Consider the following 14882-nt stretch of genomic DNA (forward strand, 5'->3'; position numbering starts at 1 on the left):
CTCACTCTCCCTCAGGAACCCCGTCACCCATGACCGCCCATAAACCGGAAATCGTCATCACCTATTGCACCCAGTGCCAGTGGCTGTTGCGTGCAGCCTGGTTGGCCCAGGAGCTGCTCAGTACATTTGGCGACGACCTTGGCAAAGTGTCCCTGGTGCCCGGCACCGGCGGGGTCTTTCACATTTTCTGCGACGACGTGCAGATCTGGGAACGCAAGGCCGACGGCGGCTTCCCCGAGGCGAAAGTGCTCAAGCAGCGCGTTCGCGACCAGATCGATCCGGACCGCGACCTGGGGCACAACGATCGCACTCAGTGAGACGCCGCTTCCGCCGCCACGGCTTTCTTGCTTGAACTGCCAGCGAGCCGGCTGGACACCACGATCGCGACGATGATCAACGCACCGCCGAGCAGCATGCGCAGGGTCGGGTTCTCATTGAACAGCAACCAGGCCATGGTGATGCCGTAAACCGGCTCCAGGGCGAAGACCACGGCGGCGGTTCTCGCCTTGATCACTGCAAGGCTGGCGACGAACAAACTGTGGGCGACCCCGGTGCAGAACACCCCGAGCAGGGCGATCCACAACCAGTCGATGGCACGCACTTCACTCAAGTGCGGTGCCGCCGCCGGCAGCAGGCACAATGCGACCACGACGTTCTGACACAGCGCGGCCTGTACCGGCGGGATGCGTGCGGAACTTGCGCGATTGGTCAGCGACAACAGGGAGAACAGTAAGCCGGAAAGCACCGACCACAGCAGGCCGGTGGTGGCACCGCTGGCCAGATCGAACTCAGGCGTGACCAGCACCAGCCCGACGCTGACCAGCACCACCAGCAGGACTTCATTGGCGCGAATGCGCTCGCGGAAAATCAGCCCTTCGAGGATCACGGTGAAGGCCGGAAAACTGGCGAAGCCCAGCGTCGCGATGGCCACGCCGGCGACCTTCACGGAAATGAAGAAACTCACCCAGTGCCCGGCCAACAACAGGCCGCTGAGCAACAGTCGGCGGACATCCACGGCTGCGAGTTTTTGCCAGCGGGTATTGCTGGCGAAGCGTGCAAAGAACGCCAGCGCCAACACCGCGAACATCGCCCGGCCGAACACGATGATCGCCGGTGACGCGGCGGCGAGTTTGCCGAACACACCGGTCAGGCCGAACATCAGTGCGCCGATATGCAGGGCGCCAAGGGCGGTGCGGGGAGTCATGGCAATCCTTGGTAAACGTAGTGGACGCGGTCATTTAACCGCGCCCGCCGGCGTTGTGTCTGTCGCCAGACTCGCGTTATTTGTCGCCAGCCTCGCGCCGCAGCTTGCCGGGTGATGCGCCGAACTCGCGCAGTACCGCAGCAGCAAAGGCACTCTGGGAGCTGTAGCCGACCTGACAGGCAATCTCGCCGATGGGCAGTTGCGAATTTCGCAGCAGTGCGACGGCCTTGTGCAGGCGGCGACTGCGAATGTAATCCATCGGCGTCTGACCGCATTCGGAGACAAAGCGTGCATGCAGGCGTGCGCTGGATAGGCCGGCCACGCGGGCCAGGTCGGCGACTTGCAGCGGGTAGGCGGCGTACTGGTCGATGTGCGCATTCAGCGCTGCATAGGGCAGGCGCCGGCCGCCAACAACGTCGGGCGTGGCGTTGTTGAGACTGGCCAGCAGCAGCACCGCGCCTTGTTGGGCAATCAGCGGGTCATCGACCTTGCTGTTGGCCAGCCAATCGACCAATTGGCTTTGCCCGGCATCCAGTGACAAACGACCCGCATTGTCGAGCAAGCGCCGACTGGCATCGGCATGCTCGCCCAGGGACTGGACAATCCATTGATCGCCGGGCACGTCCAGCACCAGGCAACGGCTGCCATTGGGACTGCCGCAGGCGTGATGAAACCCAGACGGAATGACCACGAAACTTTGCTGAACCACCTGGCTGCCACGCCCGTCGACCTCGAAATCCAGCGCACCCGACAGCCCGAACACCAGTTGCGCGTGTTCGTGGCTGTGGACGATCAGGTCTTCGGTGTATTGGCGCAGGGTGAGGATCGGTCTCATCGCGGGTCTCCCGGTTCTGGGCGTCAGTCTACACCGACCCGGCCTGCACACGTTGTCACAGGACTGACTTGCCGCTGTCATGGGCCATTAACCCGACCGGCGCAAGCTTGCCAAAACTTGTCCTGAGGGTTGCCCATGACCAGCGCCGAGCTCGCCAAACCCAGCCGTAAACAACGAGTGCGGACCCTGTGGATTTCCGACGTGCATCTTGGCACCCGCGATTGTCAGGCCGAGCACTTGTCGCAGTTTCTCAAGGGTTATCACGCGGACAAGATCTATCTGGTCGGCGACATCATCGACGGCTGGAAACTGCGCGGCGGCATGTACTGGCCGCAGGCGCACACCAATGTGATCCGGCGCCTGCTGACCATGAGCAAGCGCGGCACCGAGGTGATCTACGTCACTGGCAACCACGACGAATTCCTGCGCCGCTATTCGAAGTTGATTCTGGGCAACATCCAGTTGGTGGACGAAGCCGTGCACGTCACCGCTGATGGCCGGCACCTGCTGGTGATCCACGGCGACCAGTTCGACGTGATTACCCGCTACCACCGCTGGCTGGCGTTTCTTGGCGACTCGGCCTACGAGTTCACCCTGACCCTCAACCGCTGGCTCAACCATTGGCGCGCTCGTTATGGCTATGGTTATTGGTCGCTGTCGGCCTACCTCAAGCACAAGGTGAAAACCGCGGTCAGCTTCATCAGTGACTTCGAAGAAGCCATCGCCCACGAGTGCGTCAAGCGTGAGTTGCATGGGGTGGTGTGCGGGCACATCCACCATGCCGAGATTCGCAAGGTGGGTGAGGTGGACTACCTCAATTGCGGTGATTGGGTGGAGTCGTGCACGGCGCTGATCGAGCATTGGGATGGCACGATCGAGTTGTATCGCCTGGCCGATGCACAGGCGCGGGCGGCGCAGTTGAAGGCGGCGAAGGTGGCAGAGCTGGCTTGAAGAAGCGTCAAAAGATCTCAGGCCGGCGAATGCTCTTGCATCGCCGCCTTGTAAATTGAATTCTTGGGCTGCGCAAACAACCGTTCCATCATCGGCTCGAAGAAGCTCAGCGGCAGCGTGTCATACGCCGGATCAAACGCCGCTGCATCGTACTTGGCACAGAACTCGATGGTCGCCTGGTACTGCGGATGTTCCTTGTATTGCTCGCGCAGGTGCCGGTCCATGCCCAGGTGATGGAAGAAGTAGTAGCCCTGGAAAATCCCGTGTTTCTCCACCATCCACAGATTTTCGACGCTGACGAACGGCTTGAGGATCGCCGCCGCGATATCCGGGTGATTGTAGGAACCCAAGGTGTCGCCGATGTCGTGGAGCAGGGCGCAGACCACGTACTCTTCATCGCGACCGTCGCGCCAGGCGCGGGTGGCGGTTTGCAGGGAATGGGTCAGGCGATCTACCGGAAAACCGCCGAAATCACCCTCCAGCAACTTCAGGTGCGCCGCGATCCGTGTCGGCAACTGACGGGCGTAGGCACTGAAATCCGCGGCGATGATCGCCCAGTCTTCCTGTGTGCCGTCCTTCATGTGGGTGAAACGAGCATTGGCATTCATCGGCAATCCTCTTGTGATCTAGAACGGCACGCGCCCCAGAATCATGTCGCGATACATGACGAAATCGCCAAGCAGGCTGTAGAAAGGATGTTGGAACGTCGCAGGACGATTCTTCTCGAAGAAGAAATGGCCAACCCAGGCGAAGCTGTAACCCGCCAGCGGCAAGGCCCACAGCAGCATCCAGGCGCCCCGACCGATGGTCAGTGCCAGGATGAAAATGACCAGCGTGGTGCCGATGAAGTGCAGTCGTCGGCAGCTGCTGTTGCTGTGTTCGCTGAGGTAATACGGGTAAAACTCAGCGAAGCTATTGAAACGCTTGATGTTTTCCACGACAGCGATCTCTGTGGTTATTGTTCTGACTGCAAGTTGTTCTGCGGGTAGCTTATTTGAGTCTAGAGTGATCAATGGCGGCAGCCAGTGACAATCGGCGCCACTTTAGTATCCTTCGCAAATCGGCCGTGAAATACGGCTCTTCATGCAAGAACCCGACATGAGCGAACGAACGACTTCTGCAAGCTGGGCGATGGGGATTGTCAAAGCACTGGAAATGGACGGCCTGGATTGCCGGGTTCTGTTCAAACAGCTAGGGCTCGACTACGCGGCACTGGATGATCCGGATGCACGCTTCCCGCAAGATTCCATGACACGACTGTGGCAACGCGCGGTCGAGCTGTCCGGCAACCCGGCGATTGGCCTGAACATGGGCAAAGTGGTGCGACCTGCGCAATTTCACGTCGCGGGCTATGCCTTGATGTCCAGCCAGACCCTGGCCGAAGGCTTTCAGCGCCTGGTGCGTTTTCAGCGCATCATTGCCGAAAGTGCCGACCTGAGTTTTCGCCTGCTGGATGAAGGCTACGCACTGATCCTGACGGTGCACGGCGATCACTTGCCGCCGACCCGGCAAAGCGCCGAGGCCTCGCTGGCCTGCGCCCTGGCGCTGTGTGGCTGGCTGACCGGGCGCACGCTGCATCCGCGCAAGGTGCTGGTGCAGGGCGATCAACCGGTCAATCTCGAACCCTACAAACAAGCCTTCCATGCGCCGCTGGTGTTCAACGCGCCTTACGATGCGTTGATATTCGAGCGCGCCGACATGGAAGCCCCGCTGCCGACCGCCAACGAGGCGATGGCGCTGCTGCATGACCGGTTTGCCGGTGAATACCTGGCGCGATTTTCCGAGAGCCGTGTGACCCACAAGGCGCGGCAGGTGCTGTGTCGCCTGTTGCCTCAAGGTGAACCGAAGCGCGATACGGTGGCGCAAACGCTGCACCTGTCGCAACGCACCTTGCAGCGACGGTTGCAGGAAGAGGGCACGAGTTTCCAGACGTTGCTCGATGACACCCGACGCGAGCTGGCCGAGCAATATCTGGCGCAACCGACCATGACCCTGCTGGAAATCGCCTACCTGCTGGGATTTGCCGATCCGAGTAACTTCTTCCGCGCCTTCCGCCGGTGGTTCGATACCACGCCCGGTGAATACCGGGCGCGGTTGCTGCAAATGCCTGCGGCGGTCAATGACGCCAAAATGCCGGAATACACAGCACAAACACGGTGATGATTTCCAGTCGGCCCAACAGCATGCCGAACGAGAGAATCCACTTGGCGGCGTCCGGCAGGGTGGCGAAGTTGCCTGCCGGGCCAATGGTTTCCCCCAGCCCCGGACCGACGCCGGACACGGTGCTCGCCGCGCCGGTGAGGGCGGTCATCCAGTCCACGCCGAGCAGCGACAGCAACAGCGCGATCACACAAATGGTGATGGCGAAGAAGAACGAGAAAGTCAGAATCGAACGCACGATCTCTTCGTCGAGACGGTGACCGTTGTACTTCTGCTTGATCACCGCGCGCGGGTGAATCAGTTGGTTAAGGTTGGCCTTGAGCAGGATGTAGGCCACCTGGAAGCGGAAAATCTTGATCCCGCCAGCAGTCGAGCCGGAACAACCGCCAACGAAGCCCAGATAAAAGAACAGCATCAGCGAGAAATTGCCCCACAGGCTGTAGTCCCCCAGCGCGAACCCGGTGGTGGTGACCACCGATGTCACGTTCAGCGCCACATGCCGCAACGCTTCCAGCCAGTGCAGCTTGGTGGTCCACCAGTACCAGGTGCCGAGTACCAGCCAGGTGACCAGCAACATGCCCAGCAAGCCTTGCACCTGTTGATCCTTGATCAGCGCCCGGCGGTTGCCGCGCAGGGTTGCCACGTACAGGGTGAACGGCAGGCTGCCGAGAATCATGATGACGATCGCCACCCAGTGCACCGCCGGTTGCGTCCACTTGGCCAGTGACTGGTCCGAGGTCGAGAAACCGCCGGTGGAGATTGCCGACATCGCATGGTTGATCGCATCGAACGGACTCATCCCGGCCCACCAGAACGCCAGGCTGCCGAGAATGGTAATGCCGACGTAAGCCGCCACGATCAGGCGCGCCACCATATGCGAGCGGGGCATGACTTTTTCCGAACGGTCCGAGGATTCGGTCTGGAACAGTCGCATGCCACCGATACGCAGCAGCGGCAGAATCGCGACCGCCATGCCGATAAACCCGATGCCGCCGATCCAGTGCAGCAGCGAACGCCACATCAAGATGCCCGGGGACATTTCGTCCAGATGGTTGAGCACGGTCGAACCGGTGGCCGTAATGCCGGACATGCTTTCGAAGAACGAGTCGGTATAGCTGATGTGCTGGGTCAACAAAAACGGCAGCGCGGCGAAGATACACACCACCAGCCAACTGCTGACGGTCAGCAGGTACATGTCTCGCGGTCGCAGGTGGACATGCTCGGGGCGCCCGGGAATCACCAGGGCCAGGCCGGCGACAAAGGTGATCATGCTGGCCCAGAGGAACGACGGCAGGTCACCGGTGCGTTCGAAGATCACCAGCGTGCCCATTGGGACGACCATGGCGATGGCCAGGGTGATCAGGAAGATGCCGATGATGAAACCAATGAGACGTAAGGTCGGCAACGCCATGAAGTCCGCTCGGGCTGAAATAGGGAAGGGCGCCATTCTACCTGTGGGGCAGGGCATGTAAACCGGCACTGCCTTCGCGGTTACAGCTAGAATAGCCGCACAAATTTTTCTGGAGGTGGCCGATGCAGGCTCTCGACGTTTTGCTCAACCGTGTTTCCGTCCCGCGCCTGATCGAGCCGGCACCGTCCCAGGCACAGCGCGAAGTGCTGTTTGCCGCTGCCATGCGCGCACCGGATCACGGTCACTTGCAACCTTGGCGGTTCCTCACCGTCGAAGGCGAGGCGCGTGAGCAAATGGGCGAGTTGCTGGCCGAAGCGGCGAAGCAGCAGGACAGCGAAGTCACCGAAGCGGCCATCGACAAGGCGCGTAACGGACCGCTGCGGGCGCCGTTGGTGGTGGTGGTGATCGCTAAAGTGCAGGACCACATCAAATATCCGAAGTCCGAGCAATTGCTGGCGGCAGGTTGTGCAGCCCACGGGATTTTGCTGGCGGCCTATGCGCAAGGCATTGGCGCGGTGTGGCGCACCGGGGATCTGGCTTATTCGCCGCACGTGGCCAAGGGGTTGGGGTTGGCGGAAGGCGAAGAGGTGATTGCCTTCCTGTACCTCGGCACGCCGCAGAAGGAACCGCGTGTGGCGGAGAAAGTCGATCTGGCAGAGTTCGTCAGCGCCTGGCCCGGTAAAGCCTGAAGATCAATAGATCGCAGCCGCATTTTTACGGCGAAACGACAGCCCCCGGCACCAAAGGCAATTCCAGGCTGGCAATAAACCCGCCCTCAGGGTGATTGGCCAGTACCAGATGCCCGCCATGTCGCTCCGCCGCTCGCCGGGCAATCGCCAGACCCAGGCCATGCCCGGCCGCTGTCTGCCCAGGCGCACGGTAGAACGGCTCACCGAGCTGGTTCAAATGTTCAGCTTCGACCCCAGGGCCATGATCACGCACGCTCACCACGATCCGTTCGCCATTACGTAACGCCTGCATTTCAATCGGCAAACCGCCGACCGGATTGAAGCGTTGGGCATTGCGCAACAGGTTGTCCACGGCGCGTTCGATCATGGTCGGCCAGCCCTTGAGGCTCAGTTGTGCTTCGGCTTCGAGATGGACGAGTTGATCCGGTGAAGCCAATTGCGCATCTTTTTGCAGGGTATTGAGCAGCGAGTTCAGGTCCACTTCTTCGGCGCTGGCATTGTCGGCATCGACCCGTGCCAGCACCAGGATTTCGCTGATCAGCGCTTCGAGCCGGTCGCATTCGCGGGTAAGGCGCGGCCAGAGTTTATCCCGTTCCTCAGGCGTGGCCCGTTCGGCCAAGGCCAGGGCGATGCGCAGTCGGGCAAGCGGAGAGCGCAGTTCATGGGAGACGTCTCGCAGCAACTGGCGTTGGCTGCCGATCAGGCTTTGCAGGCGCGAACCCATGCGGTTGAAGTCGTTGGCCAGTACCCCGAATTCATCGCGCCGGTTGGCCAGTTTGATCAGGCTGTTCTGTTGGTACGTGGTTTGCCCCAGATCATGCACCGCTCCGCGCAAACGGCTGAGCGGGCGGGTGATGGAGAAGGTCACCAGCAGGCTGAACAGGGTCAGCACCACCAAGGCAATGCCCAATGCACTCAGCGGCCAGAGCAGGCTTTCGCGGTGCCAGGCGTCGAGTTCGGGGTGGGGGATCCGGTAGATGAACAGGTAGGTGTCGCCAGTTTTTTCGCTGGTGTATTCGTCGGTCAGGCGTCGCCATGGCAGGCGTCGGTCGTCGTTATTCTGCCGTGCTTCGAAGGCGGCGGCGCGGCGCGGAAAGGTGCCGCGCACCACCGGGTCACCGCTCTCGTTGAGCACCTGGACGTCGATGTGATATTGGCGTTTGCGCTGTTCCAGCAGGTCCTGGGCGTCCGCTTCGCCCTGGGCTTCGTAGGTTTGCGTCCACTGTTCGGCCAGGGTGTTGAGGCCCGGATGGCGGCTGAGAATCCATGCATCCTGGTTGAGCATGTGCCCGAGCAATATGGACAGCCCTGCAACCAGAGCGATGGCCAGCCAGAAGCTGGCCAGGATACGCCAGAACAGTGAACGCACGGAAAATCCTCAAAACCTGCAGGAGCGAGCCTGCTCGCGATAGCGTCTGCACATTCAACTGTGACTGAAAGAACGCTATCGCGAGCAGGATCGCTCCCACATTTAATTGGCGTGGTATCAGACCCAACGGCGTTCAGCCGTTGGGTCCAGGGTCAGCGCATTATTGCGCTTTTTGCGGCTGTTGCGCTTTCCAGGCCTTGAATTCTGCCCATTCGGCGCGACGCTCAGCCTGTTTTTTCTGGATCTCGTCGAATTTCTTCTGTTGATCCGGTTTCAGCAAGGCGCGTACATCCGCCTCGCCTTTTTTGTGGTTCGCGGCCATTTCATCTTTCATGGCTTTCTGGTCGGCCGGGGAGAGTTTCTCCAGGTATTTGTCGACCAGTTGCTTACGGTCGTGCATCTGCTCGCCCATAATCTTGCGGATCTGCTCGCGCTGTTCGCGGCTCAGGTCCAACTGGCTGTAAGGGCCTTTACCGTGCATGCCGTGCATCTGACCGCCATGGCGCGAACCGTCCATTGGGCCACCCATCGGGCCGGCGCCTTCAGGCATGGCCATGGCAACGGTCGGCAGGGCAGCGGCGAACATCAGAGCGATAAGAGTCTTGCGCATGGTGAATCTCCTTGTCTCATTCCCGGTACGTTCCGGATGTGTGCAGATTACGGAGATCAAGGTCAGCGGCGGTCAGCGGAGCGTAAAGCTTGGGTAAAGATGATTTTCGGCTGACCTGACAAAACCTACCGGCAGCTCCTGCAGGAGGATTCAGAGGCTGTAGTAGTAGCCGCGACTACGCAGGGCCACGATGCGCGGGCGGCCATCCGGATGCGGGCCAATTTTTTTGCGCAGGTTGCTGACGTGCATGTCGAGGCTGCGGTCGTACAGGGTCAGCTTGCGACCGAGGGCGATTTGCGCCAGTTCCTGTTTGTCCAGCGGCTCGCCGGGTTGCTTGAGCAGGGCTTCGAGCAAACGGCTTTCGGAAACGGTGAGGGTAAACTCTTGCTCATCAATGCTGACCACACCGCGCACCGGGCTGAAACACAGGTCGCCCAGCTCCAGCTGGCTGGACACCGCCGCCGGATGGCTGCGCCGCAACACGGCGCGCAGGCGGGCTGTCAATTCCCGTGGATCGCACGGCTTGGCCAAGTAGTCGTCGGCGCCCAGTTCCAGGCCGAGGATGCGGTCCAGGGGTTCGCCCCGGGCCGAGAGCATCAGCACCGGCAAATCCGGATGATCGCTGCGCAACTGCTTGAGCAGTTCCAGGCCGCTGCCGTCCGGCAGCATCACATCCAGCACCACGGCTGCCGGAGAGGTTTCGGCCAGTGCGCGACGAGCGCTCTGTCCATCGTGACAGGCACGTACCTGAAAGCCTTCCTGGCTCAGCCAACTGCTCAGGAGCTCACACAGCTCCTGGTCATCATCAATTAGTAACAGCTCGCTCATGACTCACTCAATTTAGCCATTGTCGACGTTTTCGACTTGCACCACTGGCGAAGATACCGCAGAGCAGGGCCAGTAGTGCAACCCCGGCGCCAATGACGAACCACTGTTGCTGGTCGGTCAGCAAGCGCGGGATCGAGCTGCCGGCCTGGGTTTCCTTGAGTTGCAGCTTCAAACGCTGGTTCTCCTGGCGCAACCGGGTCAGTTGGGCACTTTCGCGTTCGCCATCGGCACTCTGCAATTGTTTGTTCAGTTCTTCTCGTTGCCGCTCGCTTTCCTTCAAGCGTTGCTGCAATTCGTTGATCTGGCTGCCGGCGCTCAAGGACAAAGGCGTCGAACTGCCGCCCTCGGCACTGTCTTCGCCGTGGGCGGGGGCCATGATCGACAACGTGACCAATAACAGACACAACGGACCTTTGCGCATCGCGACTCCTGATTCCAATACGAGTATTGGGAAGTTGTCGGCCGGCAAACGAGAATAATGAGCGATTGAGAACGCGATGAACCGATAAGGTTCATCGCGTAGGGGGGCGTTACGGCAGGACTTGCTTGAATGGCTTGACCAGAACGTTGGCGTAGACGCCTGCGGCGATGTACGGATCGGCATCGGCCCAGGCCTGTGCGGCGCTCAGGGAATCGAATTCGGCGACGATCAGGCTGCCGGTGAAACCCGCTGCGCCCGGATCATTGCTGTCGACCGCCGGGTGCGGTCCGGCCAATACGATGCGACCTTCGCCTTTGAGCACTTGCAGGCGCTCAAGGTGTGCCGGGCGTGCGGCCAGGCGGGCTTCCAGGGAGTTGGCGACGTCTGTGGCAATGATTGCGTAAAGCATGTCAGTCCTCGGTTTTTGGCGATGTGGTATCGGCGTCGTGCAGGTGACGGGACAGGTAGATGCCCTGGCCGATCAGGAACAGCAAAGTCATGCCCAGGCTGCCGAAGACCTTGAAGTCGACCCAGTAGCTCTGGAAGGTGAACGCGACGAACAGGTTGGCGGCACCGCAAAACAGGAAAAACACGATCCAGGCGATGTTCAGGCGCGTCCAGACCGGCTCCGGCAGCGTCAGCGCGTGGCCCATGATGCGCTTGATCAGCAAGCGGTCACCGATGAAGTGGCTGCCGATGAAACCCAGGGCGAACAGCCAGTTGACCGCCGGGGCTTTCCATTTCAGGAAGGTCTCGCTGTGGAAGGCCAGGGTCAGGCTGCCGAAGACCAGGCAGGCGACGAGGGTCAGCCACTGGCTCTTCTCCAGCTTGCGCTGTTTGATGAACAGCGTGCCGTAGACCACCAGCGAACTGATGATCAGCATCGCGGTGGCGCTGTAAATACCGCCTACAGTTACCTCGTGGCCGGCAATGTCGACGACCCGTGGATCGATTTTGAAAACGATGAAAAACAGCAGGAGCGGGATGAAATCGATGAATTGTTTCACAGTGGCAGCCAGAAGCAGGATGTGGCGGCATAATAACAAACATATGGGCGCGCGATAGCGCCAGCTGATTTGAGGTTACAAAGCCCTGTGAATGTTGATTTGCATTGCCATAGCACGGCCTCCGATGGCGCCCTGGCGCCTGCCGTTCTGGTTGCGCGTGCGTTCGAGAAAGGCGTGCGAGTCCTGGCCTTGACCGATCACGATACCCTCGAAGGCATCGCTGAAGCCCGGGAAGCAGCGAATGCGTTGGGGATGCAACTGGTCAACGGCGTCGAGTTGTCCTGTACCTGGGGCGGCGCGACCATTCATGTGTTGGGCTACGGATTCGACGTCAATGCCGCACCGTTGGTCGAGGCGATTGCCAAATTGCACGATGGCCGCTGGCTTCGGTCGGAAGAAATAAGCCGCAAACTGGCATTGAAGGGCATGCCCGGTGCGCTGGAAGGCGCGCGCGAGATCCAGCAGGAACTGGGCGACAGCGGCAACGCACCGGCCCGACCGCATTTCGCTGACTGGATGGTCCGTGAAGGTATCGTCAAGGATCGCGCCGAAGCGTTTCGCAAATGGCTGGGCGCCGGTAAGCTCGGGGACGTCAAGCAGCACTGGCCGACCCTGGAAGACACCGTCGAAACCCTGCGCGCCGCCAAGGCCTGGGTCAGTCTGGCCCATCCCTGGCATTACGAATTTACTCGCAGCAAGCGTCGCCGCCTGATTGCCGACTATATTCAAGCGGGGGGGCACGCGATCGAAGTGGTCAATGGTTATCAGCCTGCCGATCAAGTGGGCAGCCTGGCCATTCTGGCCCGCGAGTTCGGTCTGCTGGTCAGCGCCGGCAGTGATTTCCATGGCCCAGGCGGGTGGTCGGAAATCGGTGAGTACCGCCCGCTACCGGAGGATCTGCCACCCCTGTGGTGTCGGTTCAAACATGACACAGTTATTGCCGCCGTCTGAACAGGTAGAGAACGTGAGTCAATTTTTCCAGATTCATCCGGAAAACCCGCAACCGCGCCTGATCAAACAGGCTGTCGAGATCATCCGTAGCGGCGGGGTGGTGATTTATCCCACGGACTCCTCCTACGCAATCGGTTGCCAGATCGGTGACAAGGTCGCCGTGGAACGGGTGCGCCGATTGCGCGGGCTGGACGACAAGCACAACTTCGCGCTGATTTGCAGCGACCTGTCGCAACTGGGCCTGTTCGCCAAGATCGACACCGGCACCTTCCGCATTCTCAAGGCCCATCTGCCGGGGCCGTATACCTTCATTCTCAACGCCACCCGCGAAGTTCCGCGGCTGTTGTTGCACCCGAAAAAACGCACCATCGGCCTTCGGGTGCCGAGCCATCCAATCGCCCTGGCATTGCTGGATCAACTCGGCGAGCCGCTGATGAGCGTGAGCCTGATCATGCCCGGTGAAACCGACCCGATGTTTGATCCCTATGAAATGCGTCAGTTGCTGGAGCATCAGGTCGACCTGATCATCGACGGCGGTTTCGGCGGGATCAAGGCGTCCACCGTGATCAGCCTCGCCGATGGCGAACCGGAAGTGATCCGCGTCGGTTGCGGCGATCCTGCGCCGTTCATGGCCGAGGCCTAGATGTCTGCAGTAGAACCCGTCGACAGTCAGGCCGGAGCCCAACAAGAGCTGCCCTTCGCCATGGTCTATGGCCAGGCGGTCATGGAAATGCCGCTGGACCTGTACATCCCGCCGGATGCACTGGAAGTCTTTCTCGAAGCTTTCGAAGGCCCGCTCGACTTGCTGCTGTACCTGATCCGCAAACAGAACATCAACATCCTCGACATCCCGGTGGCGGAAATCACCCGCCAGTACATGGGTTATGTCGAGTTGATGCAGTCTGTGCGCCTGGAACTCGCCGCCGAGTACCTGGTGATGGCCGCGATGCTCGCCGAGATCAAGTCGCGGATGCTGCTGCCCCGGGCCGAAACCGTCGAGGACGAGGAAGAAGACCCGCGCGCCGAACTGATCCGCCGCTTGCAGGAGTACGAACGCTTCAAGGCTGCGGCAGAAGGCATCGATGGCCTGAGCCGTGTCGGTCGCGACGTAATAGTGCCCAAGCTCGATGCTCCGGAGGCCCGAGCGCGCAAGTTGTTGCCGGACGTGCGTCTGTCGGAGTTGCTGCTGTCCATGGCCGAGGTGCTGCGCCGTGGCGACATGTTCGAAAGTCACCAGGTCAGCCGCGAGGCGCTGTCCACCCGCGAACGCATGAGCGATGTGCTCGAACGTCTCAAGGGCGGCGGTTTCGTGCCGTTTGTCGAGCTGTTCACCGCGGAAGAGGGGAAGTTGGGGGTCGTCGTGACCTTTATGGCGATCCTTGAACTGGTGAAGGAATCTTTGGTCGAGCTGGTGCAGAATGAGCCGTTCGCCGCGATCCATGTGCGAGCCCGAGCCGAATAACGAGTCGAATCATGAACCTGAGTGAACCCCGCGAGCTGGCGCCACTGCTCGAAGCCTTTCTGTTGGCCTCGGGAAAACCGCAATCCCTGGAGCGCCTGTTCGAACTCTTCGAAGAAGGCGAGCGCCCGGAGCCGGCGGTTTTCAAGAAAGCCCTGACCATTCTGGGCAAGTCCTGCGATGGTCGCGCGTACGAGTTGAAGGAAGTCGCTTCCGGCTATCGCCTGCAAATTCGCGAGAAATTTTCGCCGTGGGTCGGGCGTTTGTGGGAAGAGCGGCCGCAGCGTTACTCGCGGGCCATGCTCGAAACCATCGCTTTGATCGCCTACCGACAGCCGATCACCCGGGGCGAGATCGAGGATGTGCGGGGCGTGGCGGTCAACAGCCAGATCGTCAAGACGCTGATGGAGCGCGAGTGGATCCGCATCGTCGGCTACCGTGACGTGCCGGGTAAACCGGCGATGTTCGCCACCACCAAGGCGTTTCTCGATCACTTCAACCTGAAGAATCTCGACGACCTGCCGCCACTGGCGGAGTTGCGCGAGCTGGAACCCGATCCAGTCCTCGATTTCGACGACGCGCCGGTGCCGGCATCCCTGCAAGAGTTGGCAGATGCCAGCGCCGAGCCGGAAGAGCCGAAGGAAGAGACCAGTTTCCATACGCTGTTGCTGGAACTGGACAGCATGGAAGAGGGGATCAAGACCGATTTCGATGATCTGTTGCGTGACGGCGTGGCGCCTGAGTTTGATTCGGAGCAGCCCGACATCGAACCGGAACCTGAAATTGCCCAAATCGAGCCTGAGCCGGACATTGAACCGGAGCAAGAAGACGACATTCTCGGCGTGGCCGAGGCTCGTGAAAAACTCCTGGCCGCCGTTGCCGCGCTGGAGCAGCCGAAACCCCAGCCCGAGTTAAGCGACGAAGAAGCCGAAGCCCTGGCGCTCGCCGAAGCCATCGAAGCTGAACGCCGCGAATTCGAAGACTGAC

At 60.7% G+C, this 14882-nt stretch carries 19 protein-coding genes; 8 read left to right on the top strand and 11 right to left on the bottom strand.

From position 1 onward, the window contains the following. The first annotated feature begins 29 nt into the window (after positions 1-29). Complete coding sequence (locus tag ACNYC6_RS20980) at positions 30-317, top strand: SelT/SelW/SelH family protein (protein ID WP_084320512.1); 288 nt, start codon at positions 30-32, stop codon at positions 315-317. Here ACNYC6_RS20980 and ACNYC6_RS20985 read toward each other — a convergent pair. Together ACNYC6_RS20985 and ACNYC6_RS20990 are read right to left on the bottom strand one after the other, a co-directional pair. Next, complete coding sequence (locus ACNYC6_RS20985) at positions 311-1204, bottom strand: DMT family transporter (RefSeq protein WP_419708976.1); 894 nt, start codon at positions 1202-1204, stop codon at positions 311-313. The two genes, ACNYC6_RS20980 and ACNYC6_RS20985, sit on opposite strands and share 7 nt — an antisense overlap. Before the next feature lie 76 nt (positions 1205-1280). Beyond that, positions 1281-2039: an AraC family transcriptional regulator gene (locus ACNYC6_RS20990; RefSeq protein WP_419708977.1), complete on the bottom strand. Its 759-nt coding sequence runs from the start codon at positions 2037-2039 to the stop codon at positions 1281-1283. A gap of 135 nt (positions 2040-2174) precedes the next feature. On the opposite strand from ACNYC6_RS20990, the gene ACNYC6_RS20995 reads away from it, so the two are divergent. Next, a complete protein-coding gene (locus tag ACNYC6_RS20995) occupies positions 2175-2990 on the top strand; it encodes a UDP-2,3-diacylglucosamine diphosphatase (protein ID WP_248692372.1) in 816 nt (271 codons plus the stop codon). A 17-nt stretch (positions 2991-3007) separates the two neighbouring features. Here the strand turns inward: ACNYC6_RS20995 and ACNYC6_RS21000 are convergent, their stop codons facing one another. Both ACNYC6_RS21000 and ACNYC6_RS21005 read right to left on the bottom strand, forming a co-directional pair. Further along, positions 3008-3598 carry an HD domain-containing protein gene (locus ACNYC6_RS21000; RefSeq protein ID WP_419708978.1) on the bottom strand — a complete coding sequence of 197 codons (591 nt, stop codon included), beginning with the start codon at positions 3596-3598 and terminating at the stop codon, positions 3008-3010. A gap of 18 nt (positions 3599-3616) precedes the next feature. Next, a complete protein-coding gene (locus tag ACNYC6_RS21005) occupies positions 3617-3928 on the bottom strand; it encodes an Mpo1-like protein (RefSeq protein WP_419708979.1) in 312 nt (103 codons plus the stop codon). Positions 3929-4088: 160 nt separating this feature from the next. On the opposite strand from ACNYC6_RS21005, the gene ACNYC6_RS21010 reads away from it, so the two are divergent. Further along, the gene (locus tag ACNYC6_RS21010) at positions 4089-5150 is read left to right on the top strand and encodes an AraC family transcriptional regulator (RefSeq protein ID WP_419708980.1); all 1062 of its coding nucleotides are present in this window, start codon (positions 4089-4091) and stop codon (positions 5148-5150) included. Here ACNYC6_RS21010 and ACNYC6_RS21015 read toward each other — a convergent pair. Further along, the gene (locus ACNYC6_RS21015; RefSeq protein ID WP_419708981.1) at positions 5107-6561 is read right to left on the bottom strand and encodes a TrkH family potassium uptake protein; all 1455 of its coding nucleotides are present in this window, start codon (positions 6559-6561) and stop codon (positions 5107-5109) included. The two genes, ACNYC6_RS21010 and ACNYC6_RS21015, sit on opposite strands and share 44 nt — an antisense overlap. Positions 6562-6683: 122 nt before the next feature. Between ACNYC6_RS21015 and ACNYC6_RS21020 the strand changes: the two genes are divergently transcribed. Further along, positions 6684-7250 carry an NAD(P)H nitroreductase gene (locus tag ACNYC6_RS21020; RefSeq protein WP_419708982.1) on the top strand — a complete coding sequence of 189 codons (567 nt, stop codon included), beginning with the start codon at positions 6684-6686 and terminating at the stop codon, positions 7248-7250. Positions 7251-7275: 25 nt separating this feature from the next. Here ACNYC6_RS21020 and ACNYC6_RS21025 read toward each other — a convergent pair whose 3' ends face one another. The 6 genes from ACNYC6_RS21025 to ACNYC6_RS21050 all read right to left on the bottom strand — a co-directional run bounded on the left by ACNYC6_RS21025 (position 7276) and on the right by ACNYC6_RS21050 (position 11485). Then, entirely contained in the window at positions 7276-8619 is a 1344-nt protein-coding gene (locus ACNYC6_RS21025) for a sensor histidine kinase (RefSeq protein WP_419708983.1), read from the bottom strand. Positions 8620-8779: 160 nt separating this feature from the next. Further along, positions 8780-9229: an LTXXQ domain protein gene (locus ACNYC6_RS21030; protein WP_419708984.1), complete on the bottom strand. Its 450-nt coding sequence runs from the start codon at positions 9227-9229 to the stop codon at positions 8780-8782. Positions 9230-9379: 150 nt separating this feature from the next. Continuing rightward, on the bottom strand, positions 9380-10057 hold the full coding sequence (locus ACNYC6_RS21035) for a response regulator transcription factor (protein ID WP_027922300.1): 678 nt from the start codon (positions 10055-10057) through the stop codon (positions 9380-9382). A 7-nt stretch (positions 10058-10064) separates the two neighbouring features. Further along, positions 10065-10478 carry a translation initiation factor 2 gene (locus ACNYC6_RS21040; protein WP_419708985.1) on the bottom strand — a complete coding sequence of 138 codons (414 nt, stop codon included), beginning with the start codon at positions 10476-10478 and terminating at the stop codon, positions 10065-10067. A gap of 109 nt (positions 10479-10587) precedes the next feature. Then, positions 10588-10887 (bottom strand): YciI family protein, encoded by a 300-nt coding sequence (locus ACNYC6_RS21045; protein WP_007984134.1) that lies wholly within the window; start codon positions 10885-10887, stop codon positions 10588-10590. Position 10888: 1 nt separating this feature from the next. After that, positions 10889-11485, bottom strand: coding sequence for a septation protein A (locus ACNYC6_RS21050; protein WP_419708986.1), 597 nt, complete (start codon positions 11483-11485; stop codon positions 10889-10891). Between the two features lie 87 nt (positions 11486-11572). Here ACNYC6_RS21050 and ACNYC6_RS21055 point away from each other — a divergent pair, with 87 nt between their 5' ends. The 4 genes from ACNYC6_RS21055 (at position 11573) to scpB (ending at position 14881) form a co-directional block, all read left to right on the top strand. Further along, entirely contained in the window at positions 11573-12436 is an 864-nt protein-coding gene (locus ACNYC6_RS21055) for a PHP domain-containing protein (protein WP_419708987.1), read from the top strand. Positions 12437-12449: 13 nt separating this feature from the next. Beyond that, positions 12450-13079 (top strand): L-threonylcarbamoyladenylate synthase, encoded by a 630-nt coding sequence (locus ACNYC6_RS21060; protein ID WP_338582410.1) that lies wholly within the window; start codon positions 12450-12452, stop codon positions 13077-13079. Between the two features lie 120 nt (positions 13080-13199). Further along, on the top strand, positions 13200-13898 hold the full coding sequence (locus ACNYC6_RS21065; RefSeq protein WP_419712993.1) for a segregation and condensation protein A: 699 nt from the start codon (positions 13200-13202) through the stop codon (positions 13896-13898). A gap of 11 nt (positions 13899-13909) precedes the next feature. Further along, the gene (gene scpB, locus ACNYC6_RS21070) at positions 13910-14881 is read left to right on the top strand and encodes an SMC-Scp complex subunit ScpB (RefSeq protein WP_419708988.1); all 972 of its coding nucleotides are present in this window, start codon (positions 13910-13912) and stop codon (positions 14879-14881) included. Position 14882 lies beyond the last annotated feature (1 nt).

Origin of the sequence: Pseudomonas sp. NFX224 (assembly GCF_048565165.1) — a bacterium.
Lineage (GTDB): Bacteria > Pseudomonadota > Gammaproteobacteria > Pseudomonadales > Pseudomonadaceae > Aquipseudomonas.